This is a genomic window from Leifsonia sp. CL147 (assembly GCF_900114565.1).
GTDB lineage: Bacteria > Actinomycetota > Actinomycetes > Actinomycetales > Microbacteriaceae > Leifsonia.
In genome coordinates this window covers 239,503-259,484 of sequence record NZ_FOTM01000003.1, presented here as the reverse complement: position 1 = coordinate 259,484, position 19,982 = coordinate 239,503, and the positions used below count along the sequence as shown (strand labels likewise).

Genomic DNA, 19,982 nt, shown 5'->3' with positions numbered 1-19,982 from the left:
CCGGCCACATCTTCACCAACCTCGAACACGGCAACCCCCGCGCCACCTCACCCCTAGAAGGCCTCAACAGCCAAATCCGGCACCTGCTCCGACACCACCGCGGCATGCCCATCCACCACCGCCGCCGAGCAGTGGAATGGTTCCTGCTCCTCCACGAGACCACCATCGACCACGCCCACAAACACGCCCACATCCCACAACAAGCACCACCAACCAGCGCCAACGACGAACCCATCGGCCCAGCCCTCTACGACACCGGCCTCAACCCCGAAGAAGGCCTCTGGACACGATCAGGCTGGGCCGGCCACAGCTGACACGCCCACACCATCCACTCTTTTTGGCCTATAAGCCGCAAAGGGCCTTATCGCGCACCTACCCACGAACCCGAAGAAGCCCCCGATCCCAGTGTTTCCAAGGAATCGGGGGCTTCTCGCCACCTCGCGGTGTGTGGTGCGCCCCCAGGGACTTGAACCCTGAACCCATTGATTAAGAGTCAATTGCTCTGCCGATTGAGCTAGAGGCGCATCCGGTCCGGATTCCCGAACCGAGGCTCAACACTAGCATCCGATCTGCGGTTGTCGCCAATCGGCGGAGGCTCCCGATCGGGCCGGACCCTTCCGCGGCCTGACGACTTCTCAAGTGATCAGGATGATGCGCTCTGAGATCGGAACGGCGGCCAGCGCACCAGGCGGACCGGGCGTACCGGCGGACCGAACAGCGTGCAGCCGGCGAGGCGCGAGATGAGGACGACGCAGCCCGGTACCTGCACGACCTGCGCCGGCGGCCCGATTCACCACTGCAATCTCTTGCGCAGACATGTCTTTCGTGCACGAAGAGGTTCACACTGGCAGAAGAACCGCGCAGCCCGAGGAGGTAGCGCATGGGAACCCTGACGTACGACTCGATCGTGATCGAGTTCGACGACCGGCTGCTGGCCCACCTGCAGATCGTGATCGTCAACAAGCTGCGCCGGAGGGAGTCCTTCGCGATGTCGTGGAGGGACGCACCGGAGGTCGGAGACGGCCGCAGCACCATCTGGCTGGACCCGAGCATCCCGATCTACTTCAAATTCGACGGGTCGCGCGTGCCGGCGATCAACCGGGATTGGGTGGAGCGGCTCGCCGATTCGGCCGCGAGTTCGCACGGCCTCGTCGTGATGGGTGAGGACGGCGAACTGACGGAGCGTCCGGCGCGTCTCGGTCCGGTGGCCGCACCCGTCCCGATGGGAGTGGTCGTTCGCACCCGGTGAACCCCAGCCGGCTTCCGGTCAGAGGCGCTCGTCGTAGTCGCGCGCGTCGGTCTCGTCTGCCTCCTCAGCCGACTCGGTCTGCGGCTTGCGAGGAGCCAGTTGCTCGGTCAACTCCTGAAGGTGGGCGACGAGGTCCGCATCCTCGAGTTCGGCTCCCATCAGCTCCACCGGTTCGCTGACGATCTGGCTGGCGGGCCCCAGGAGCAGCTCCACGCGGTCGTAGTCCCCTTGCGTCGTGCGCCCGGGGACGAACACGGTGTCCGCGATACCGTGCCGAGCCAGCGCCCGCGCGTACTCGAGCAGTGTCTCCGCCAGAGTGTCTCCGGTGTAGAACGTGCTGCCCGCGTAGACGATTCTTCGCATGCCTCCACAGGTACCCTCGGGACGCCCGCCTGCCAAGCCCGCCCCGCTAGGCTCGACGCTGTGACCGAATCCGCAGCGCCCAGCTCTCTGTCCGACGACCTGGCTCTCGCCCTGCGCCTGGCCGACGAGGCGGACCGCATCTCGCTGGGCAGCTTCCGCGACCGCGACCTCCACGTCGAGACGAAACCGGACCGCTCCCCCGTCACCGAGGCCGACTTGGCGGTCGAGCGCGCGATCCGCGAAGGGCTCGCGGCGGATCGGCCGGCCGACGGCATCCTCGGCGAGGAGTACGGCGTCGAGGGCGACTCGGCACGGCAGTGGATCGTCGATCCGATCGACGGAACGGCGAACTACCTGCGGGGCGTCCCAGTGTGGGGAACACTGATCGCGCTGGCCGTCGACGGTACGCCGCGAGTCGGCGTCGTCAGCTCCCCCGCCCTCGGCCGCCGCTGGTGGGCGGTGTCCGGTGGTGGGGCCTGGACGACGGATGCGCCCGGCGCCGAGCCGCGCAGCATCCGGGTGTCCGGCGTCGCCGAGCTCGACGACGCATCGGTGAGCTTCCAGAGCATCGCCCAATGGGATCAGGCCGGCTACCTCGACCGGCTCATCGCGCTCACCCGGCGCATCTGGCGCGACCGGGCTTACGGCGACATGTGGTCGTACATGCTGCTGGCGGAGGGTCTTCTGGATGCGGTGGGCGAGTTCGGCGTGAAGACCTACGACCTCGCGGCGCTCATCCCGATCGTCCAGGAGGCCGGGGGCACGTTCACGTCCGTCGATGGCACCCCCGGGCCGGGCAACGGGTCGTCGCTGGCTTCGAACGGCCTGCTCCATCCCGCCCTGCTCGAAGCACTCGCGTAGGAGATCTCCGCCGAGTCGGTTCCCGCGGCGCTCAGCCCTCGTGGCCGGAGCCGCCGAGTTCGCCGAGCACCGCATCCAAGGCACGGAAGCTCTGCTCGTGGACGAGCCGGTAGCGATCGATCCAAGCGGTCAGCTCTTCGAGCGCGCCGGCGTCGAGGTGCACCGGCCGGCGCTGCGCCTCGCGGGTGCGGGTGACGAGACCGGCCTGCTCGAGCACCTGGATGTGCCGCGACACCGCCTGCGTCGTGATCGGGAACGGCTCGGCCAGCTCGTTCACGGTCGCCGGTCCCCGGCTGAGGCGGGCGATCATCGCACGGCGCACGGGATCGGCCAGCGCCTGGAACGCGCGGTCGAGCCGATCATCCACCGCGTCCGTCATGCCCAAACCGCCTCTTTATCAACGTAGCTATTGAACAATAGACGCGGCCACTTCGGCCGGTCAAGCCCGGGATGTCACCCGCTGCCCCTAGGCTGACTCCGGTGAGCGCATCCACCCCCACGACCTCGGAGCCGCTGGTCCACATCGCCAATTTCCGCATGGACTTCGGCCGCACCACCGTGATCCGCGACCTGTCCTTCGGCATCGAGCGCGGCGAGACGTTCGGCTTCCTCGGGAGCAACGGCTCGGGCAAGACGACCACGATCCGCGCCCTGCTCGGCATCTACCAGCCGACCGCCGGCGTCCTCCACATCGACGGCCGCCCGTTCAGCCCGGAAGCCGGTGAGCGTCTCGGCTATCTCCCCGAGGAGCGCGGGCTGTACAAGAAGGAATCCGTGATCGATGTGATGGTCTACTTCGGCCGGCTCAAAGGGCTCGGCGCGGAGCAGTCGCGGCGGTGGTCACGCGAATACCTCGAACGCGTCGGCATCGGCGAGAAGGAGAAGGTGCGCCTCGACAAGCTCTCCGGCGGCCAGCAGCAGAAGGTGCAGCTCGGCGTGACGATCATGAACGAGCCGGAGCTCCTCATCCTCGACGAGCCGACCAAGGGCTTCGACCCGGTCAACCGGCGCCTGCTCATGGACATCATCGACGACCAGAAGCGCGCCGGATCCACCGTCATGATGGTGACCCACCAGATGGAGGAGGTGGAGCGCCTCTGCGACCGCGTCATCCTGCTGAAGGACGGCGTGGCCCGGGCCTACGGGACCGTGGAGGAGGTGCAGGAGCAGTTCGGGGGCACGGTCATCCACGTCGACCACGGCGGCGACCTCCCCGGCTCCCCCGCCTACCGCGTCCTCTCCGACGACGACGGCCACGCCGAGCTCGAGCCGGCCGACGGAGGCGATCCGGCCGCGATCCTGCGGAGCCTCGTGGATGCGGGCGTCGAGGTCTCCCGCTTCGCGCCGACCCGCAAATCCCTCGACGACATCTTCGTCGAGGTCTACGGAGCAGAGAGCCGCGAGGAGGACTGAGCCATGGCCCGTCACAACCTGAGCACCGTCGTGTCGTTCGAGTTCCGGCGCACCGTCACCAAGAGGCGGTTCTGGGCGATCACGCTCATCCTGCCGATCCTGGTGTTCGGCCTCGGCTCGCTGATCATCGCCTCGAACGTCTCGACGACGCAGACCGCCGACAAGCAGAAGAACGAACGCTTCGAGTTCCTCTACTCGGATGCCTCCGGCCTCATCGATCCGGCGATCGCCAAGGAGTACGGCGGCACCGAGATCCGATCGGAGGCCGAGGGAGTGGAGGAGGTGCAGATCGGCGGGACGCCCGCCTATTTCGCCTACCCTGCCGACCCCGCCAAACAGACCGTGAAGATCTTCGGCGAAGATGCCGGCATCTTCCAGAACAGCAAGTACTCGGCGGTCGCCCAGTCCCTCCTGTCCACCAGCGTCGAGCATCGCCTGGGCAATCCGACGGACGTCGCGGTGCTGCGCGGCACGGTCACCACCGCGACGACCACGTTCAAGGACGGCAAGCCGGCGCCCGGGTTCGCCGCGATCCTGCCGGCGCTGCTGTTCCTGGCCGCGTTCTTCATCGTCATCGTCTTCCTCGGCAACCAGATGCTGAACTCCACCCTGGAGGAGAAGGAGAACCGCGTCACGGAGATGATCCTGACGACGATCAATCCGACGAACCTCCTGATCGGCAAGGTGATCTCGCTGTTCGCCGTCGGCATCATCCAGATCGCGGTCTTCGCGCTTCCGACGCTGATCGGGTACGTGTTCTTCCGCGAACAGCTGCAGATCCCGAGCCTCGACCTGAGCACCCTGGTCTTCGAGCCGCAGAAGATGATCGTCGGCACGCTGATCCTCATCGGCGGCTTCGCGCTGTTCACCGGCGCGCTCGTGGCCGTCGGCGCGATCATGCCCACGGCGAAGGATGCGGCTCCGCTGTTCTCGGTCGTCGTGTTCGCGGTCATCATCCCGCTGTACGCGTCCGGCTTCGCGATCAGCTCGCCCCAGTCGCCGATCGTGCAGGTGCTGGCCTTCTTCCCGTTCACCGCACCGATCACCGCGCTCATCCTCAATGCATTCGGCTCGCTGCCGCTCTGGCAGGCGATCGTCATCATCGTCGAGCTCTTCGTGTTGTCGGTCGTCGTGCTGCGGATCGCGGTGCGCCTGTTCCGATACGGCTCGATCGAGTACTCCAGCAAGGTCAAGATCCGGGATGTGCTCGGCCGGCGCCCGGAGAAAGCGGAGCCGCAGCCGATGGGGCTCTCCTGATGCGCGCGGTCGTGGTGCCGCAACCCGGTGACGCCGAGGTTCTGACGCTCGCCGAGCGCCCCGACCCGGTGCCCGCAGAGCACGAGGTGCGCATCCGGGTCACCGCCGCGGGTCTCAACGGCGCGGACCTCAGCCAGCGTCGCGGCTTCTACCCCTCCCCGCCCGGTGCGCCGGAGTGGCCGGGTCTCGAGGTGTCGGGCATCGTGGATGCGGTCGGCGCCGACGTCCAGGAATGGAGGGCCGGCGACCGCGTCTGCGCGCTGCTCTCCGGCGGGGGCTACGCCGAGTACGCGACGGTCGACGCCGGGCTCGTCCTGCCGGTTCCCGACGGTGTGGATCTCGTCGAGGCGGCGGGACTCCCGGAGGTCGCAGCGACCGTGTGGTCCAACGTCTTCGGCCTGGGCCGGCTGTCGGCCGGAGAGGCACTCCTCGTGCACGGCGGCTCCAGCGGCATCGGGACGATGGCCATCCAGCTCGGTCGCGCGTTCGGCGCTCAGGTCATCGCGACCGCCGGCAGCGACGACAAGGCCGACTTCTGCCGCGAGGTCGGCGCGGACGCGGCGGTGAACTACACGACGCAGGACTTCGTGGAGGCCGCACGCGCCTTCACCGGCGGGCGCGGGGTGGATGTGGTGCTCGACATCGTGGGGGGCGCCTACATCCCCCGCGACCTCGATGTGCTGGCGACCGGCGGCCGCATCCTGTGCATCGCCACACGCGACCGGACGCCCGCGTCCGTCGACCTGGGCCTGCTGATGCGCAAGCGGGCGACGCTGTTCGGGACGACGCTCCGCGCTCGCCCGCTGACTGAGCGGGTCGCGATCATCGCGGCGGTCCGCGAGCATGTCTGGCAGCTCCTGGCCGAGGGACGCATCCATCCGGTCATCGACTCGGTGTTCCCCCTCGAGGATGCGCCGGCCGCCCATCGGCGGATGGAGTCGTCCTCCCACCGCGGGAAGATCCTGCTGCGCGTCGGCTGAGCGCATCCACTGGCCGGGCGATCCCGCCGGGGGCGACGGGCGATCCCGCCGGGCGCGGCGGGCGATCGCTCGGTGCGTGCACGGCGGCGTCCTCGACCGATGAGAGGATCGTGAGCATGACCGACGACCTCTCCGACGCCGCCCTCCTCGCTCTGCCGAAGGCCGAACTGCACCTCCACATCGAGGGCACGCTCGAGGCGGAGCTGGCCTTCGAGCTCGCCGAGCGCAACGGCGTCGGCCTGCCGTACGCGACCGTCGAGGAGCTGTCGGCACAGTACGACTTCGACGATCTGCAGTCGTTCCTGAACCTCTACTACGCGACCATGGCCGTGCTCCGGACCCGGGAGGACTTCGCCGAGCTGACCCGGCGCTACCTGCGCCGTGCGCACGCGCAGGGGGTCCGCCACGCCGAGTTGTTCTTCGACCCGCAGGCGCACACGTCACGCGGGGTCGCGTTCGACGACGTGGTCGACGGCCTCGGCGATGCCCTGGACGAGGCCCAGCGCGACCTCGGGATGTCCGGCGGCCTCATCCTGTGCTTCCTGCGCGACCAGCCGGTCCCGTCCGCCGAGGAGGCCCTCACCGCGGGCCTCGCCCGAACCGATCGCATCATCGGGGTCGGGCTCGACTCCGCAGAGGTCGGCTACCCGCCGTCGCTCTTCGAAGGCGTCTACGCGCGGGCCCGCGCGGCCGGCCTGCATGTCGTCGCGCACGCCGGCGAGGAGGGTCCGCCGTCGTACGTCTGCGAGGCCCTGGACCTGCTCCACGCCGAACGGATCGATCACGGCATCCGATCGATCGAAGACCCGGCGCTGGTCGCGCGACTGGCCGAGGAGCGCATCCCGCTCACCGTCTGCCCTCTCTCGAACGTGCGCCTGCAGGCGACCCCCGACCTTCGGGACCACCCGCTGCTGCGACTGGACGCGGCGGGAGTCCGGGTCACCGTCAACTCCGACGATCCCGCCTATTTCGGCGGCTACGCGGGCCAGAACTTCACGGCCGTCCGGGATGCGCTGAGCCTCACCGCGGACCAGGCGCGGCGCTTCGCCCGCACGTCCATCGAGTCTTCGTTCGCCACGGCCGCCCGCAAGGAGGAGCTGCTCGCCGGACTCGACGAGTGGCGGCCCTGACAGCCGCGTTTGCGCGTCGTTACGCTTCGGTTGCCAGCCCATTCACAGTTAGGGCAGGCTTACCTTAGGAGGTGCTGTTTTCGCAGCCCTCGCCATCCCTCACGCCACACCACCTAGGAGATGCATGTCCCCCCTCAGCGTCGTCTTGCTCGGCGCGGTCGCCGGCCTCACCATCTTCTTGGGGCTGCCGCTGGGCCGTGTGAAGTCGAGCACCGTCGGGCTGAAGGCTGCTCTGAACGCCATCGCCACGGGGATCCTGCTCTTCCTGCTCTGGGATGTGCTCTCGCAGGCGTGGGAGCCGGTCGACGGTGCCCTGCACAAGCACGACATCGGCAGCGCGCTCGTGAACGGCGTGCTCATGGCGGTGTGCATCGGCGTCGGACTGCTCAGCCTCGTCTACGTCGACCGTCACCTGCGTCGTCGCGCGGTCGCCCAGGCATCCCCCATCGCCGCGGCCACCCACGGCGGTACGCCCATCAGCCCGCCCGGGTCAGCCGGGATCGCTCTGGCCGCGCCCCCCTCTACGGAGCACGCCGTCGGTGCCCGCCGCCTCGCCCTGACGATCGCGATCGGGATCGGTCTCCACAACTTCGCTGAAGGTCTTGCCATCGGCACCTCGGCCGCTCAAGGCCAACTCGCCTTCGCCGTCCTCCTGGTCATCGGCTTCGGCCTCCACAACGCGACAGAAGGGTTCGGCATCGTGGCGCCGCTCAGCGGGACGCGCCCGTCGTGGGGCTACCTCGCCCTGCTCGGCGTGATCGGCGGCGGACCGACCTTCGTCGGCACGATCGTCGGTCAGTCGTTCAGCAGCGACATCGTCTCGATCGGCTTCCTCGGCCTTGCCGCCGGATCGATCCTCTACGTCGTCATCGAACTTCTCGCCGTCGCCCGCCGAACAGGCATGAAGACCCTGGTCGCCTGGTGCATCTTCGGCGGCCTCCTCGCCGGCTTCCTCACCGACGCCATCGTCACCGCTGCGGGAGCCTGACGGCAACATTCGTCACGAATGTGCACTCCGCGGCGCTGTTAGGCAACATTCGTGACGAATGTGCACTCCGCGGCGCTGTTAGGCAACATTCGTCACGAATGTGCACTCCGCGGCGCTGTTAGGCAACATTCGTCACGAATGTGCACTCCCCCTCCCTGCCAGGCAACATTCGTCACGAATGTGCACTCCCCCTCCCTGCCAGGCAACATTCGTCACGAATGTGCACTCCAACACCCTGCCAGGCAACATTCGTCACGAATGTGCACTCCAACGCCCTCCGAGGCAACATTCGTCACGAATGTGCACTCCAACAGGGGCGGAGCACAAGCGGCTGCATCGTTCTGGAGCTCAACAACGCGCGACAGCGACCGATGGTGGAGATGGGGGGAATCGAACCCCCGTCCACTGCTGTGGTCATGTGCCTTCTACGGGCGTAGCCAGTGCATTCGCTTTCTCGGCCCCGGAATTTGTCGCTGGCATCTACTCCGACGGGCCCAGTATCAGTGGAAGTCCCTCTGCGCCCTGATGCTCAACGCAGAAGCAAGTCCCCTAGCTGACGCCAGGATCCGGGTAGGGAACGATTCCCGGACTGACGGTCTCTCAAATGGCGGAGGTGAACTTACGCCGCGAGGGCGAAGTCGGCCTTGGCCGAGACAGTGCTGTTGTTATTGGCACTTATTTTTTTGCATGGATCGTTAACGAGATAACCATGCGTCCTCGACCCGCTTCTCACAATCTCGCAGACAATGTCGAAACCGATCATCCCCATGAGCGGCCGTGAGGCCGGGTCGCTGTCGCGCGCTGTTGAGTTGTCCAGATACGGATCCCGCCACGAGGCGGCGAGCTTCTCATCTTACAACACCGCCGAGCGGACCTTTATGTCACGATCGAGGAACGGCTGAGAGGATCATCACCGTCCCGGGCACGCGCGCTCACAACACAGCAGCCCCTCTCGCTCACGAGCGAGTTTGCGTGATCTGGTCGCTGACCGAGGCGCGGTGGCAGACTTCGCCGCGAGCTGACGGCACGCCAGCCGTCGAACGAACGAGCCGGCTAGGACCCCGGCGTTGCGGGCGATCCGGGCGTCGAGGGCGGCCGGGTCGGGAACGCGGCGAGTTTCAGGATGCGCGAAGCGGTCACCGAGCCGTCGGCGCCCTTCCCGATGACGATGACCTCGTCGCCCTGCGCGAAGTCGGACTTCGAGGCCGATTGGCCGGGCGTGCCGAAGATCGTCGAGGACGAGACCGTCACCTCCACGGATCCTCCGTTCTGCCGGTCGATGGTCCAGGTGTCACCCGAGATGGATGCGATGGTGCCGCGCAGCAGGACGCGTCCCTGCTGGGTCCCGCCGCCGTTCTGGCCGCCGCCTCCGCCGCCGCCTCCGCCGTTGCCATTGCCCTTCCCGGGCTGCCCGGGCATGGGCGCCCCGCCGTGTCCGGGCGGGAGGATGTGCGAGATGGTCCGCTCTCCGACGTGCGCGACGACGCTGGCCACGGCGAAGGCGCCGGCCGTCACGATCCCGAGGACGACGACGATCGAGAGGACGAGTGTGGAGATGGCGAAAGCGAGCCCGTGCCGCTTGTAGAACGGCTCGCCCGGCACGGGCCGGTAGCCCCCGGGCCCGTACGGCCCAGGACCGCCGGGCGCCGCGCCGTAGGACGCCGAGCCGCCCGGCGCCGAGCCGCCCGGCGCCGCGCCGTACTGCGCAGTGCCATGCGGCCCCGCGCCGTCCGGCGCCCCAGCATACGGCCCCGGTGGCGTTCGGCCGGGCTCCGACGGAAGCGGTTCAGTGGGCTGGGTGTCGCTCATCCTCTTATGGAACCGCCGGGACCCTTGTCCCGGCTGGGAGGTCGTTATGCGTCCCGTGAGAATGCAGACCCATCAGGCCGGTGCTACGAGCACCGATCGCAACCGGACGAGCTCGAACTCGTCGAGTCCGGCGTTGAGCAGATAGGCCCGGACGCTGCCCGCGCGCCGCTCGATCCGGTCGATGGTCGTCTCCAGCGCCTCCCTCGGGCTCCCACCCAGGATGACGCGGAGATCCGGCGTCACCTGGACCCCGTAGCCCCGGACGAGCGCGAGCATCCCCTCGATCCAGGGGCCGGCCAGGTTCTCTTCACTGAGCTCGTAGTCGGCGAGAACGGTCTCGCGGTCGACGCCGACGGCCAGCAGAGCCAGCGCGACGACGATGCCCGTGCGATCCTTGCCCGCCGTGCAGTGCACGACGACGGGTACGTCGCCGGTGTCGGCGATCTGCCGCAGCGCCCGGACGACCACCTCGGTGTGCTGGAAGACGATCTTCTCGTAGAGGTCGACGATGGTCGACCCGATGCTCGACGCGGACGCGCCGGAGCCCTCGAAGACGGGAAGCCGCAGCACGTCCACATCCAGCCCATCCAGGTCATCCGGCAGCGCCTCGACCTCGAAGTCGTCGCGGAGGTCGATGACGATGCGGATCCCCAGCTCGCGCAACCCCTGGCGACCTTCCTGACCGAGCCGTCCGAGGGCGTCCGCCCGGAACAGCTTGCCCGGGCGAGTCACGCCGCCGTCGACCGGATACCCGCCGACATCCCGGAAGTTGTAGGTACCGGCGATCGGGATGCGCTGAGCGGTCGAATCCATGCGGCTAGTCTGTCACTCCCGCGCCATGGCACTTCGACTCGGGCTGACTCTCCACGAAGCTGCCGTCGCCCGAGAGCGGTGGATGCTCTCGGGCCCTGTTATTATTACACTCCACACACCGATGTGTGTTTCAATTCAGTGTTGCAGCACAATTGCCGGTGTTCCTGCGAGAAGGGGTGTTCGATGGCAGGGTTGGTTTACGATCCGAGCGATTCGCGCCGTGTGATGGATGCGTTGTCAGCGAATCTTGCCGCGGCGCGTTCGAGGCTGGATGCGACAAGGCAGGCGTGTGCCCGGCTTGGAGTTGCCGTCGCTCCCGGCGGACAGCTGTCTGGGAAGGCGTACACAGCCGTCGGGGCGTTGTTCTCGCAGGGGATCTCTCCGCGGCTCACGGCGGAGATCGGCAAGCTCGACGCGATCCAGGCGGATCTTGACCGGTACGCGTATGCGGATGCGAAGGTGGCTCCGTTGGGTGTGTTGAAGGAGGACGAGCTGAACATTCAGCTAACCGCCTCGCGCATCCAACGGGACGCGACCCAGCGGATGATCGACTTCAACCGGTCGGCGGCCGCGGGGATGGCCGCAATCCCCGGGGTCAGCGATGCCCTGCACGAGGTCAACCGCCGGTTGGACCTGGTCCTGGATCAGCTCGAGCGCGATGTGAACGACCTGGAGGGCCGGGTCCGGGCGTTGCAGATGTTCGAGTCGGACACCCGTGGACTGTTCAAGCAGCAGACCCGCACCGCAGCACCATCGACCGCGAGACCCGCCGACTCGAAGACGAAGCGTTCGAGTGAGGAGCTTCTCAAGGAGCTCACGATGCAATTCCTGCGCGGAGCCACTCCCGCCGAATGGATCGCGTGGGCGAAGAAGCAGGGCTACAGCCCGCAGGATGTGGTCGACCTGCTCAAACGGATGACCCCCCAAGAGCGGGACCGATTCTCAGACCTCCTGTCCGCGATGGGAACCGACCGGTACGGGCTCGCCTCCTGGCTGTTCAGCGGCGCAAAGCGCGGCGACGTGGACTGGCTGCACAACAACTTCCCCCAACTCGAACCCGGACTCCTCAACGGGACCGACTGGAAGAAGTGGTCCGGAATAGATCTCACCGGCAGGTACTCCCCCGAAGACATCAACCAAGGAGACGTGAACGACTGCTGGTGGCTCGGCACCCTCGCCGCCTACGCGAACACGCCGGAAGGTCAGAAATGGTTGAAGGACCACATCCACGCCAACCCCAACGGCACCTACACCGTCACCCTCTACATCGACGGCAAGCCCGTCAAAGTCACCGTCACCGACTACTTCCCCGAGGGTGACAATGGGGCGGCCGGAAACGGGGTTTGGAATGGTTTGGGAAAGAAGGATCCGAACTGGGCGTCGATCTTCGAGAAGGCCCGCGCAGCATTGCCGGATGCGGGCTCGTACGACAACCTCACAGGTGGCTGGTCGGTCGTGAACGAGAACTTCGGGTCCGGCGGCGCGATGGCCACCCTGACCGGGGACCGGGCACGTTGGGTCACACCACGTGACCCGTTCACCGACTGGCTCTTTCCCGGCTACCAACTCCCCGACCTGCGGAAGGATCTGACCGATGGCCGGCCGGTCACCGTCACCACCTACATCAGCGATCGCGACGACATGGTCGACTGGCACCAATACACCATCACCAACGTCAGCGCGGACGGCACCATCACCCTTCGCAACCCCTGGGGACACGACGCTGACTACAGTGGCGCCTTTAAGCCGGAGTACCTGCACCTGACCTTCGACGAATTGTCCCATGCCGGCTTCTACATCAACATCGGAGCACCCATCCGATGACCAGTCACCCCTCAAGCTCACTGCGCCGGCGCGTGCTCACCATCACCGCAAGCGCGATCGCCGCGCTCATCGCGACCGCGATCATCATCAACGCCTTCCTCGTCCCACCACCCAAACCCGCCGGAACGAACAACGTCGTCACCGGAGACTTTGGACGGTCGGAGTATCCCAACGTTCCACCAGATGAACACTTCACCTCGTCCAAAGTCGTCAACGGATGTCGAGTCGGCGTGGGAACCCGAGGGTCGTGGAACTGGACCGCCGACTCGTTCCGACTCCGATTCCGTCTCACGTCGTGGATCGATCCGGCCGATGGTAGATACAAACCGATTACCGACGGCCACGATACAAACTCCTGGGGCAGCCGCACGGTTTTCGACGTGATGGCGAAGGTGGGTCACAGCTACCGGTTCGGACCCGCCACCGTGAAAGTCCTCCAGGTCTGGGACTCGCCCATTCTCCAGTACCGGCGAGCGTACTTGAACGTCACCTTCGATGAATCCCACATCCACTGCCCACCAACGGATTACGGGCCCGGACCACCACAATGAATACCCGCCAACACGCGAATACCCCGGATGGCTGCAAAGGTTGAAGGACCACATCTGTGCCAACCCCATCGGCACCGTACACATCGCCGGCAAACCGCCCCAGGCAACCTCAGCGACTACTTCCAAGCAGCCGACCTGCGGCCGGATATGACAGCCGACCGCCACGTCACGTCACGACGTACATCAGTGGCCGCACAGACTTGATCGACTGACACCACTACGAGGGAAGACCGCTCGAGGTCGCAGCCGACACACTCGCCTCCCGGACGCGCTCCGCCTTCTCCCCCTCGAGGCGCGCCAGCAGTTCCCGCTTCATCACGTTGGCACGGGGAAGCCGGTACTCCCTCGGGCTCTCACTCCCCCAAGTGGCCGCGGGTGGACATCGCGCGCTGCGCCTCGCGCTGGTCCTGCCGCTCGCGTAGCGCCTGCCGCTTGTCGTACTCGCGCTTGCCCTTGGCGACAGCGATCTCGACCTTGGCGCGTCCCTCGTTGAAGTAGATCGAGAGCGGGACGATCGTGTACCCGCCCTGCTTCACCTTGTTCTCGATCTTGACGATCTGCGCCTTGTGCAACAGCAGCTTCCGCTTGCGCCGCGGGGCGTGGTTGTTCCAGGTGCCGTCGGCGTACTCGGGAATGTGGACGGCATCCAGCCACGCCTCACCGCCGTCGACGAACGCGTAGCCGTCCACCAGCGAAGCCCTGCCGAGCCGCAGGGACTTCACTTCGGTCCCGGTGAGCACCAGGCCCGCTTCGTAGGTGTCCTCGATCGTGTAGTCGTGGCGCGCTCGGCGATTGGTGGCCACGACCTTCTGACCACGTTCCTTCGGCACAGCTCACTCCTGACGTCGGCACTGGACCTGCACTCCGGCGGGTTCGCCGGGCAGCAGACCAGTCTATCCGCTGTCGGATCTCTTCGGGGTCAGACCTTCAGATAGCGTTTGATCGCGAAGTTCGCCGACGCAGCCGCGAGCACCACCCCGACCACGATCACGAGCGGGATCACCAGCCAGGCTTGTTCCATCCCGACGAAGTTGATGGACTTCATGCGCGGGCCCAGATAGTCGTGCACGAAGAAGCGCACGCCGAGCGCGATCACCGTCGACGCGAGGATCGACCCGACGAGCGCCGCGATCACGCCCTCGATGATGAACGGCGTCTGGATGAAGCGGTTGGACGCTCCCACCAGGCGCATGATCCCGATCTCCCGTCTTCGCGAGAAAGCCGAGAGCCGGATGGTGGTGGCGATGAGGAGCACCGCCGCGATCAGCATCACCACCGCTATGCCGATCGCCGTCAGACTGGCGGCGTTCAGGATGTTGAAGATCTGGTCCAGGTAGCTGCGCTGATCCACCACGCTCTGCACACCCGGGGTGCCGGAGAGTGTCTCGGTGAGGACGGCCGACTGATTCGGGTTCTTGAGGTTCACCCAGAAGGTCTGCGAGATCATCTCCGGCGTGACGAAGTCCGCGATCTGGCTCCCCTTGAACTCCTGCTTGAACTGCTCGTAGGCCTGCTGGTGGTCCTGGAAGTAGAACTTTTTGATGTACGGCGAGAGCTCCGGCGACTGCAGCTGCTTCTTCACCGCCTCGATGGATTGGGTGGTCGCCGCACCGCCCGGGCAGTTGTCGGTCTCGGTGCACATGTACACGACGACCTGAGCCCGGTCGTACCAGTACGTCTTCATCTGGCCGATCTGCATCTGCAGGAGGGCGGCGGTACCGACGAAGGTCAGCGAGATGAACGTGACGAGGACGACCGAGATGACCATCGACAGGTTGCGGCGGAGGCCGTTTCCGACCTCGGACCAGATGAGCCCGAACCTCATTTCGTCGGCCCCACATTCTGGTCGTCATCGCGCTCGGAGCCCTCGCGGAGGCCGCGCAGGTCGAGGTTGGCGGTGAAGTTGAGGTGCTCCGGCAGTTCCTCCGACGCAGGTGCCGGAGGGACGGGCGCGGTCGCGAACTGCACGGGCGCGGGAGCCTGCTGGGGAGCGGGAGCCTGCTGCGGTACGGCTACCGGCGCTGCCGGCGTGGAGGTGGGCGAGTGCGGGCGCGACATCGGCGCCTGCGCGGGCGCGACCGGCGCCGCCGGGGCTGGGGCTGCGGGCATCGCCGCAGCGTAGGCGGGAGTCGCCGCCGAGACCGGCTCATCCCGTTCGAGCGGCTGAGCGATCGGGACGGCGGCGGTGAAGCCGTAGCCTCCGTGGCGCTCGTCCCGGACGATCTGGCCGCCGACGAGCTCGATCACGCGGCGCTTCATCTGATCGACGATGCCGGCTTCGTGCGTGGCCATCAGAACCGTGGTGCCACCCGCGTTGATGCGCTCCAGCACCGCCATGATGCCGGCGCTCGTCGCGGGGTCGAGGTTTCCGGTCGGCTCGTCGGCGAGGAGGACCTGCGGCTTGTTCACGACCGCTCGTGCGATCGCGACGCGCTGCTGCTCACCGCCGGAGAGCTCGTGCGGGAGGCGCTGGGCCTTGCCGTCGAGCCCGACCATCTTCAGCACATCCGGGACCGCTTCCTGGATGAAGCCGCGGGACTTGCCGATCACCTGCAGGGTGAACGCGACGTTCTGGAACACGGTCTTGTTCGGCAGCAGGCGGAAGTCCTGGAAGACGACGCCGATGTTGCGGCGGAAGTACGGCACCTTGCGCGACGAGATCGTGCCCAGGTCCTGCCCGAGCACGTGGATCGTGCCCTTGGTCGGCTTCTCCTCTTTGAGGATGAGCCGCAGGCAGCTGGACTTGCCGGAACCCGAGGCGCCGACGAGAAAGACGAACTCTCCGCGCAGCACTTCGAGGTTGATGCCGTTCAGTGCCGGGCGCGCTGTGCCCGGATACTGCTTGGATACGTGTTCGAACCGGATCATGACCCCTTGAGACTATGCAGTCCCAGGCCGATCCGCAGCAACGACATGCCCGTTGCGGTCAAGCTGACAGTCAGCCGGATGCGGGGTGCGCGTGATCCGCATCCGGGCTATGAGCCGCCCGGTGCGGCGAGGGTCGTCCTACGCGTTGGCCTCGGCCTTGTTGCCCGCCCGCCAGCGGATCCCTGCGGCGATGAAGCCGTCGAGGTCGCCGTCGAACACCGCGCTCGGGTTGCCGGACTCGAAACTCGTGCGCAGATCCTTCACGAGCTGCTGCCCGTACAGGAAGTAGGAGCGCATCTGGTCGCCCCAGCTCGCCGTGATCGTCCCGGCGAGCTCCTTCTTCTTGGCAGCCTCCTCCTCTTTCTGGAGCAGCAGGAGCCGGGTCTGGAGGACGCGCATGGCCGCGGCGCGGTTCTGGATCTGGGACTTCTCGTTCTGCATGGAGACCACGAGCCCGGTCGGAAGGTGCGTGATCCGCACAGCCGAATCGGTCGTGTTGACCGACTGACCGCCGGGGCCGGAGGAACGGAAGACGTCGACACGGATGTCCCCCTCCGGAACGTCGACCTCGGTCGCCTCCTCCATCAGCGGGATGACCTCGACGGCGGCGAACGACGTCTGGCGCTTGTCCGCCGAGCCGAACGGGCTGATGCGGGCCAGGCGGTGCGTTCCGGCCTCGACGGAGAGCGTCCCGAAGGCATAGGGCGCATCCACCTCGAAGGTGGCGGACTTGATGCCGGCGCCCTCCGCGTAGGACGTGTCCATCACCTTCACCGGGTACTTGTGCCGCTCCGCCCAGCGCAGGTACATGCGCAGCAGCATCTCGGCGAAGTCGGTGGCGTCGTCGCCGCCGGCGCCCGAGCGGATGGTGACGATGGCTGCTCGCTCGTCGTACTCGCCGCTGAGCAGCGTCTGCACCTCGAGCTCGCCGAGGGCGCTCTGGAGGGACGCGAGCTCGGCGCGCGCTTCGGCGGCCGACTCCTCGTCCTCGGCCTCGTTGGCCAGCTCGACCAGCACCTCCAGGTCGTCCAGTCGCCGCTGGATGGCGGTGATGCGCGCCAGCTCGGACTGGCGGTGACTCAGGGCGCTCGTCACCTTCTGGGCGTTGACGGTGTCGTCCCAGAGATCCGGCGCGCCGGCCTTCTCGCTGAGATCCGCGATCTCGGCGCGCAGCCGGTCGACGCCGACCACCGCCGTGATATCGGCGAAGGTGGAACGGAGGTCGGCGATCTGAGAGGAGAGGTCGAGTTCGATCATGTCGCGCTCCAGCCTACCGGCCCGTGCCGAGCGGGCGGACGGGGGCGCCGCGACAAAGTTGTACGGTGTTAACGAGATGACTTCCGACGAGCGCCCCTTCAGTTTCCGCTCGGTCGCCCTCGCCGCCTTCCTCCCCACGCTCCTCTTCTCCATCGGGGAGGGCGCGATCATCCCGATCATCCCCGTCGCCGCCGGCAACCTCGGTGCCGGCCTTGCGATGGCCGGCTTCATCGCCTCGATGGTGATGCTGGGCGAGCTGGTCGGCGACATCCCGAGTGGATGGATCGTGTCACGCGTCGGCGAACGCACCTCGATGATCGGTGCGGCGGTCATCGCGATCGGGGGCGTCGTGATCTGCCTCCTCGCTCCCAACTACTGGGTGCTGATGGGCGGGATCTTCGTGGTCGGCATCGCGACGGCCGTCTTCGCACTCGCCCGCCACGCGTTCATGACCTCCTACGTCCCGGCCCGCTACCGGGCGCGGGCGCTGTCGACGCTCGGCGGGATCTTCCGCGGCGGCTGGTTCATCGGGCCGCTGATCGCCTCCGCGGTGATCGCGGGGACCGGATCCACCCAGTCGGTGTTCTGGATCTTCATCGTCAGCTGCCTCGGCTCCGTGATCGTGCTGCTCGCCCTGCCCGACCCCGAGAAGATGTTCGGCCCCTCGCCGCTGGTCACCGACGAGACCGGCGCGCAGGTGACGGCCGGCGAAGAGGACGCGGAAGAGCGCACTCACGGTCTCTTCCGCACGATCTGGTCCTTCCGCGAGGTCCTGATGCGGATGGGCGCGGGCGTCTCGCTGGTCGCCGCCGTACGCTCGGCGCGCACGGTGCTCATGCCGCTGTGGGCCGTCTCCATCGGCCTGAGCGAGTCCAACACGGCACTGATCATCGGCATCGCCGGCGCGGTGGACTTCGCCCTCTTCTATGCGAGCGGCCAGATCATGGACCGGTTCGGCCGCATGTGGAGTGCCATCCCCTCCATGATCGGCCTGGGCCTCGGCTTCGTGGTACTCGCCTTCTCGCACGACGTGGATGCGCGCATCGCCTGGTACATCGGCGTATCGCTGTTCCTCTCGGTCGCCAACGGCATCGGCTCCGGCATCGTGATGACCCTCGGGGCGGATCTGGCCCCGAAGGACCGCCCGGCGCCCTTCCTCGGCGCGTGGCGGTTCTCCGCCGACGCCGGGCAAGCGGCCGCTCCGCTGTTCGTGTCGCTGCTCACGGCCCTGGTGTCCCTCTCGTTCGCGAGCGGGGCCATGGGCCTGCTCGGACTCGCCGGCGCGGCGATGCTGGCCCGCTACATCCCGCGCTACGTGCCCCGCAGGCCCCGCCCGGCCTGAGCGAGGAATACCCTCGGACCGGCGGCGCTTGCTTCCATGCAGACGCATGAATCGAGGATGAGATGACCGGGACGATCGAGCTGGGGATGGACACGTTCGGCGACGTGACGCTGGGTGCGGACGGAAAGCCGCTTCCGCAGGCGCAGGTGCTGCGCAACGTGGTGGCCGAAGGGGTGCTGGCCGACCGGGTGGGCCTCGACTTCTTCGGCGTGGGCGAGCACCACCGCACGGACTTCGCCGTGTCCGCGCCCGAGGTCGTCCTGGCGGCGATCGCCGGGCAGACGGAGCGCATCCACCTCGGCTCGGCGGTGACCGTGCTCAGCTCGGACGATCCCGTTCGCGTCTTCCAGCGGTTCGCCACCCTCGATGGCGTCTCGGGCGGCCGCGCGGAGGTCATCCTCGGGCGCGGATCCTTCATCGAGTCCTTCCCGCTGTTCGGGTTCGACCTCGCCCAGTACGAGGAGCTCTTCGAGGAGAAGCTGAACCTGTTCGCCGAGGTGCGCAAGCAGGAGCCGGTGACCTGGACAGGCGAATTGCGGCCACCGCTCACCGGGCAGCCGGTCTATCCGCACCTCGAGCACGGCCTCCTGAAGACGTGGATCGGGGTCGGCGGAAGCCCCGAGTCGGTCGTCCGCGCCGCGCACTACGGCTTCTCGCTCATGCTCGCCATCATCGGCGGCGGTCCGATGCGGTTCGAACCCCTGGCCCAGCTCTACCGGAACGCTCTCGAGCAGTTCGGACAGGAGACGACGCTGCCGATCGGCATCCACTCCCCCGGCTTCGTCGCCGAGACGGACCAGGAGGCCAAGGACACGCTCTGGCCGCATTACGAGGTGATGAGCAACCGGATCGGGCGCGAGCGCGGCTGGCCGCCCGCATCCCGCGCGCGCTTCGAGCACGAGGCCGGGCCGGACGGCGCACTGGTCGTGGGCTCGCCGGAGACGGTCGCTCAGAAGATCGCGTACGCGGCGGACGGCCTCGGCGCTTCGCGCTTCGACCTCAAGATGAGCAACGGCACCCTCCCTCACGAGGACCTGATGCGCTCGATCGAGCTGTACGGCACGGAGGTCGCCCCGCGCGTCCGCGAACTGATGGGATGAGCTAGGGTCGTAGCCGCGCACAGCTCAGAGCGCAGCGCGGGAGTGGTGAAACTGGCAGACACGCAGGATTTAGGTTCCTGTGCTTCACAGCGTGAGGGTTCGAGTCCCTTCTCCCGCACTCACGATTCGTGACGAATGTCGCGTTTCGCCGCGGGTAAGTGCACATTCGTGACGAAT

Annotated in this window: 19 protein-coding genes, 2 tRNA genes, 1 other RNA gene and 1 pseudogene; 13 read left to right on the top strand and 10 right to left on the bottom strand. The window is 67.2% G+C overall.

Features of this window, described 5'->3' with window-relative positions; translation table 11 throughout:
* Positions 1-314 (top strand): annotated as a pseudogene (locus BM287_RS17475) (IS256 family transposase); the annotation flags it as partial.
* A 134-nt stretch (positions 315-448) separates the two neighbouring features.
* On the opposite strand, the gene BM287_RS04855 reads toward BM287_RS17475, so the two are convergent.
* Positions 449-524 (bottom strand) — tRNA-Lys (locus BM287_RS04855).
* 356 nt (positions 525-880) lie between these two features.
* On the opposite strand from BM287_RS04855, the gene BM287_RS04850 reads away from it, so the two are divergent.
* Positions 881-1,249, top strand: a complete 369-nt coding sequence (locus tag BM287_RS04850) for a DUF7882 family protein (RefSeq protein ID WP_244527888.1) — start codon at positions 881-883, stop codon at positions 1,247-1,249.
* Between the two features lie 18 nt (positions 1,250-1,267).
* Here BM287_RS04850 and BM287_RS04845 read toward each other — a convergent pair whose 3' ends face one another.
* On the bottom strand, positions 1,268-1,612 hold the full coding sequence (locus BM287_RS04845; protein WP_090036496.1) for a hypothetical protein: 345 nt from the start codon (positions 1,610-1,612) through the stop codon (positions 1,268-1,270).
* A 60-nt stretch (positions 1,613-1,672) separates the two neighbouring features.
* Between BM287_RS04845 and BM287_RS04840 the strand changes: the two genes are divergently transcribed.
* Positions 1,673-2,473, top strand: coding sequence for an inositol monophosphatase family protein (locus BM287_RS04840; protein ID WP_090036495.1), 801 nt, complete (start codon positions 1,673-1,675; stop codon positions 2,471-2,473).
* Positions 2,474-2,504: 31 nt separating this feature from the next.
* On the opposite strand, the gene BM287_RS04835 is transcribed toward BM287_RS04840, so the two are convergent.
* Positions 2,505-2,852, bottom strand: a complete 348-nt coding sequence (locus tag BM287_RS04835; protein WP_090036493.1) for an ArsR/SmtB family transcription factor — start codon at positions 2,850-2,852, stop codon at positions 2,505-2,507.
* Between the two features lie 101 nt (positions 2,853-2,953).
* Here BM287_RS04835 and BM287_RS04830 point away from each other — a divergent pair, with 101 nt between their 5' ends.
* The 5 genes from BM287_RS04830 to BM287_RS04810 all read left to right on the top strand — a co-directional run bounded on the left by BM287_RS04830 (position 2,954) and on the right by BM287_RS04810 (position 8,241).
* Positions 2,954-3,886, top strand: coding sequence for an ABC transporter ATP-binding protein (locus BM287_RS04830; protein ID WP_090036491.1), 933 nt, complete (start codon positions 2,954-2,956; stop codon positions 3,884-3,886).
* 3 nt (positions 3,887-3,889) lie between these two features.
* Positions 3,890-5,143 (top strand): ABC transporter permease, encoded by a 1,254-nt coding sequence (locus BM287_RS04825; RefSeq protein WP_090036490.1) that lies wholly within the window; start codon positions 3,890-3,892, stop codon positions 5,141-5,143.
* On the top strand, positions 5,143-6,123 hold the full coding sequence (locus BM287_RS04820; protein ID WP_090036488.1) for an NAD(P)H-quinone oxidoreductase: 981 nt from the start codon (positions 5,143-5,145) through the stop codon (positions 6,121-6,123). The genes BM287_RS04825 and BM287_RS04820 overlap by 1 nt, the downstream gene beginning before the upstream one ends.
* Before the next feature lie 116 nt (positions 6,124-6,239).
* Entirely contained in the window at positions 6,240-7,253 is a 1,014-nt protein-coding gene (locus BM287_RS04815) for an adenosine deaminase (protein ID WP_090036486.1), read from the top strand.
* 124 nt (positions 7,254-7,377) lie between these two features.
* Complete coding sequence (locus BM287_RS04810; RefSeq protein WP_090036484.1) at positions 7,378-8,241, top strand: ZIP family metal transporter; 864 nt, start codon at positions 7,378-7,380, stop codon at positions 8,239-8,241.
* Positions 8,242-8,613: 372 nt separating this feature from the next.
* On the opposite strand, the gene ssrA is transcribed toward BM287_RS04810, so the two are convergent.
* The 3 genes from ssrA to BM287_RS04795 all read right to left on the bottom strand — a co-directional run bounded on the left by ssrA (position 8,614) and on the right by BM287_RS04795 (position 10,863).
* Positions 8,614-9,008: a transfer-messenger RNA gene (ssrA, locus tag BM287_RS04805) on the bottom strand.
* 286 nt (positions 9,009-9,294) lie between these two features.
* Positions 9,295-10,050, bottom strand: coding sequence for a DUF5666 domain-containing protein (locus tag BM287_RS04800; protein ID WP_090036481.1), 756 nt, complete (start codon positions 10,048-10,050; stop codon positions 9,295-9,297).
* 72 nt (positions 10,051-10,122) lie between these two features.
* Positions 10,123-10,863 carry a tyrosine-protein phosphatase gene (locus tag BM287_RS04795; protein ID WP_090036480.1) on the bottom strand — a complete coding sequence of 247 codons (741 nt, stop codon included), beginning with the start codon at positions 10,861-10,863 and terminating at the stop codon, positions 10,123-10,125.
* A 360-nt stretch (positions 10,864-11,223) separates the two neighbouring features.
* On the opposite strand from BM287_RS04795, the gene BM287_RS04790 reads away from it, so the two are divergent.
* Together BM287_RS04790 and BM287_RS04785 are read left to right on the top strand one after the other, a co-directional pair.
* Entirely contained in the window at positions 11,224-12,687 is a 1,464-nt protein-coding gene (locus tag BM287_RS04790) for a C2 family cysteine protease (protein WP_244527886.1), read from the top strand.
* Positions 12,684-13,238 carry a hypothetical protein gene (locus tag BM287_RS04785; protein ID WP_090036477.1) on the top strand — a complete coding sequence of 185 codons (555 nt, stop codon included), beginning with the start codon at positions 12,684-12,686 and terminating at the stop codon, positions 13,236-13,238. The genes BM287_RS04790 and BM287_RS04785 overlap by 4 nt, the downstream gene beginning before the upstream one ends.
* 353 nt (positions 13,239-13,591) lie before the next feature.
* Here the strand turns inward: BM287_RS04785 and smpB are convergent, their stop codons facing one another.
* From smpB to prfB, 4 genes are all read right to left on the bottom strand, one after another.
* Complete coding sequence (gene smpB, locus BM287_RS04780) at positions 13,592-14,068, bottom strand: SsrA-binding protein SmpB (protein ID WP_090036476.1); 477 nt, start codon at positions 14,066-14,068, stop codon at positions 13,592-13,594.
* Positions 14,069-14,157: 89 nt separating this feature from the next.
* Positions 14,158-15,063 carry a permease-like cell division protein FtsX gene (ftsX, locus tag BM287_RS04775; RefSeq protein WP_090036474.1) on the bottom strand — a complete coding sequence of 302 codons (906 nt, stop codon included), beginning with the start codon at positions 15,061-15,063 and terminating at the stop codon, positions 14,158-14,160.
* On the bottom strand, positions 15,060-16,106 hold the full coding sequence (gene ftsE / locus BM287_RS04770) for a cell division ATP-binding protein FtsE (RefSeq protein ID WP_090036472.1): 1,047 nt from the start codon (positions 16,104-16,106) through the stop codon (positions 15,060-15,062). Before ftsE ends, ftsX begins: the two co-directional genes overlap by 4 nt.
* Before the next feature lie 138 nt (positions 16,107-16,244).
* Positions 16,245-17,363, bottom strand: coding sequence for a peptide chain release factor 2 (gene prfB, locus BM287_RS04765; protein ID WP_090036469.1), 1,119 nt, complete (start codon positions 17,361-17,363; stop codon positions 16,245-16,247).
* 76 nt (positions 17,364-17,439) lie between these two features.
* Between prfB and BM287_RS04760 the strand changes: the two genes are divergently transcribed.
* The 3 genes from BM287_RS04760 (at position 17,440) to BM287_RS04750 (ending at position 19,923) form a co-directional block, all read left to right on the top strand.
* Positions 17,440-18,705 carry an MFS transporter gene (locus tag BM287_RS04760; protein WP_090036468.1) on the top strand — a complete coding sequence of 422 codons (1,266 nt, stop codon included), beginning with the start codon at positions 17,440-17,442 and terminating at the stop codon, positions 18,703-18,705.
* 62 nt (positions 18,706-18,767) lie between these two features.
* On the top strand, positions 18,768-19,805 hold the full coding sequence (locus BM287_RS04755; protein WP_090036466.1) for an LLM class flavin-dependent oxidoreductase: 1,038 nt from the start codon (positions 18,768-18,770) through the stop codon (positions 19,803-19,805).
* 36 nt (positions 19,806-19,841) lie between these two features.
* Positions 19,842-19,923 (top strand) — tRNA-Leu (locus BM287_RS04750).
* Positions 19,924-19,982 lie beyond the last annotated feature (59 nt).

Coding starts and splice junctions, on each gene's coding strand:
- BM287_RS04850 (WP_244527888.1), top strand. CDS start 881: ATGGGAACCCTGACGTACGACTCGATCGTGATCGAGTTCGACGACCGG.
- BM287_RS04845 (WP_090036496.1), bottom strand. CDS start 1,612: ATGCGAAGAATCGTCTACGCGGGCAGCACGTTCTACACCGGAGACACT.
- BM287_RS04835 (WP_090036493.1), bottom strand. CDS start 2,852: ATGACGGACGCGGTGGATGATCGGCTCGACCGCGCGTTCCAGGCGCTG.
- BM287_RS04825 (WP_090036490.1), top strand. CDS start 3,890: ATGGCCCGTCACAACCTGAGCACCGTCGTGTCGTTCGAGTTCCGGCGC.
- BM287_RS04820 (WP_090036488.1), top strand. CDS start 5,143: ATGCGCGCGGTCGTGGTGCCGCAACCCGGTGACGCCGAGGTTCTGACG.
- BM287_RS04815 (WP_090036486.1), top strand. CDS start 6,240: ATGACCGACGACCTCTCCGACGCCGCCCTCCTCGCTCTGCCGAAGGCC.
- BM287_RS04810 (WP_090036484.1), top strand. CDS start 7,378: ATGTCCCCCCTCAGCGTCGTCTTGCTCGGCGCGGTCGCCGGCCTCACC.
- BM287_RS04800 (WP_090036481.1), bottom strand. CDS start 10,050: ATGAGCGACACCCAGCCCACTGAACCGCTTCCGTCGGAGCCCGGCCGA.
- BM287_RS04795 (WP_090036480.1), bottom strand. CDS start 10,863: ATGGATTCGACCGCTCAGCGCATCCCGATCGCCGGTACCTACAACTTC.
- BM287_RS04785 (WP_090036477.1), top strand. CDS start 12,684: ATGACCAGTCACCCCTCAAGCTCACTGCGCCGGCGCGTGCTCACCATC.
- ftsX (WP_090036474.1), bottom strand. CDS start 15,063: ATGAGGTTCGGGCTCATCTGGTCCGAGGTCGGAAACGGCCTCCGCCGC.
- ftsE (WP_090036472.1), bottom strand. CDS start 16,106: ATGATCCGGTTCGAACACGTATCCAAGCAGTATCCGGGCACAGCGCGC.
- prfB (WP_090036469.1), bottom strand. CDS start 17,363: ATGATCGAACTCGACCTCTCCTCTCAGATCGCCGACCTCCGTTCCACC.
- BM287_RS04760 (WP_090036468.1), top strand. CDS start 17,440: ATGACTTCCGACGAGCGCCCCTTCAGTTTCCGCTCGGTCGCCCTCGCC.
- BM287_RS04755 (WP_090036466.1), top strand. CDS start 18,768: ATGACCGGGACGATCGAGCTGGGGATGGACACGTTCGGCGACGTGACG.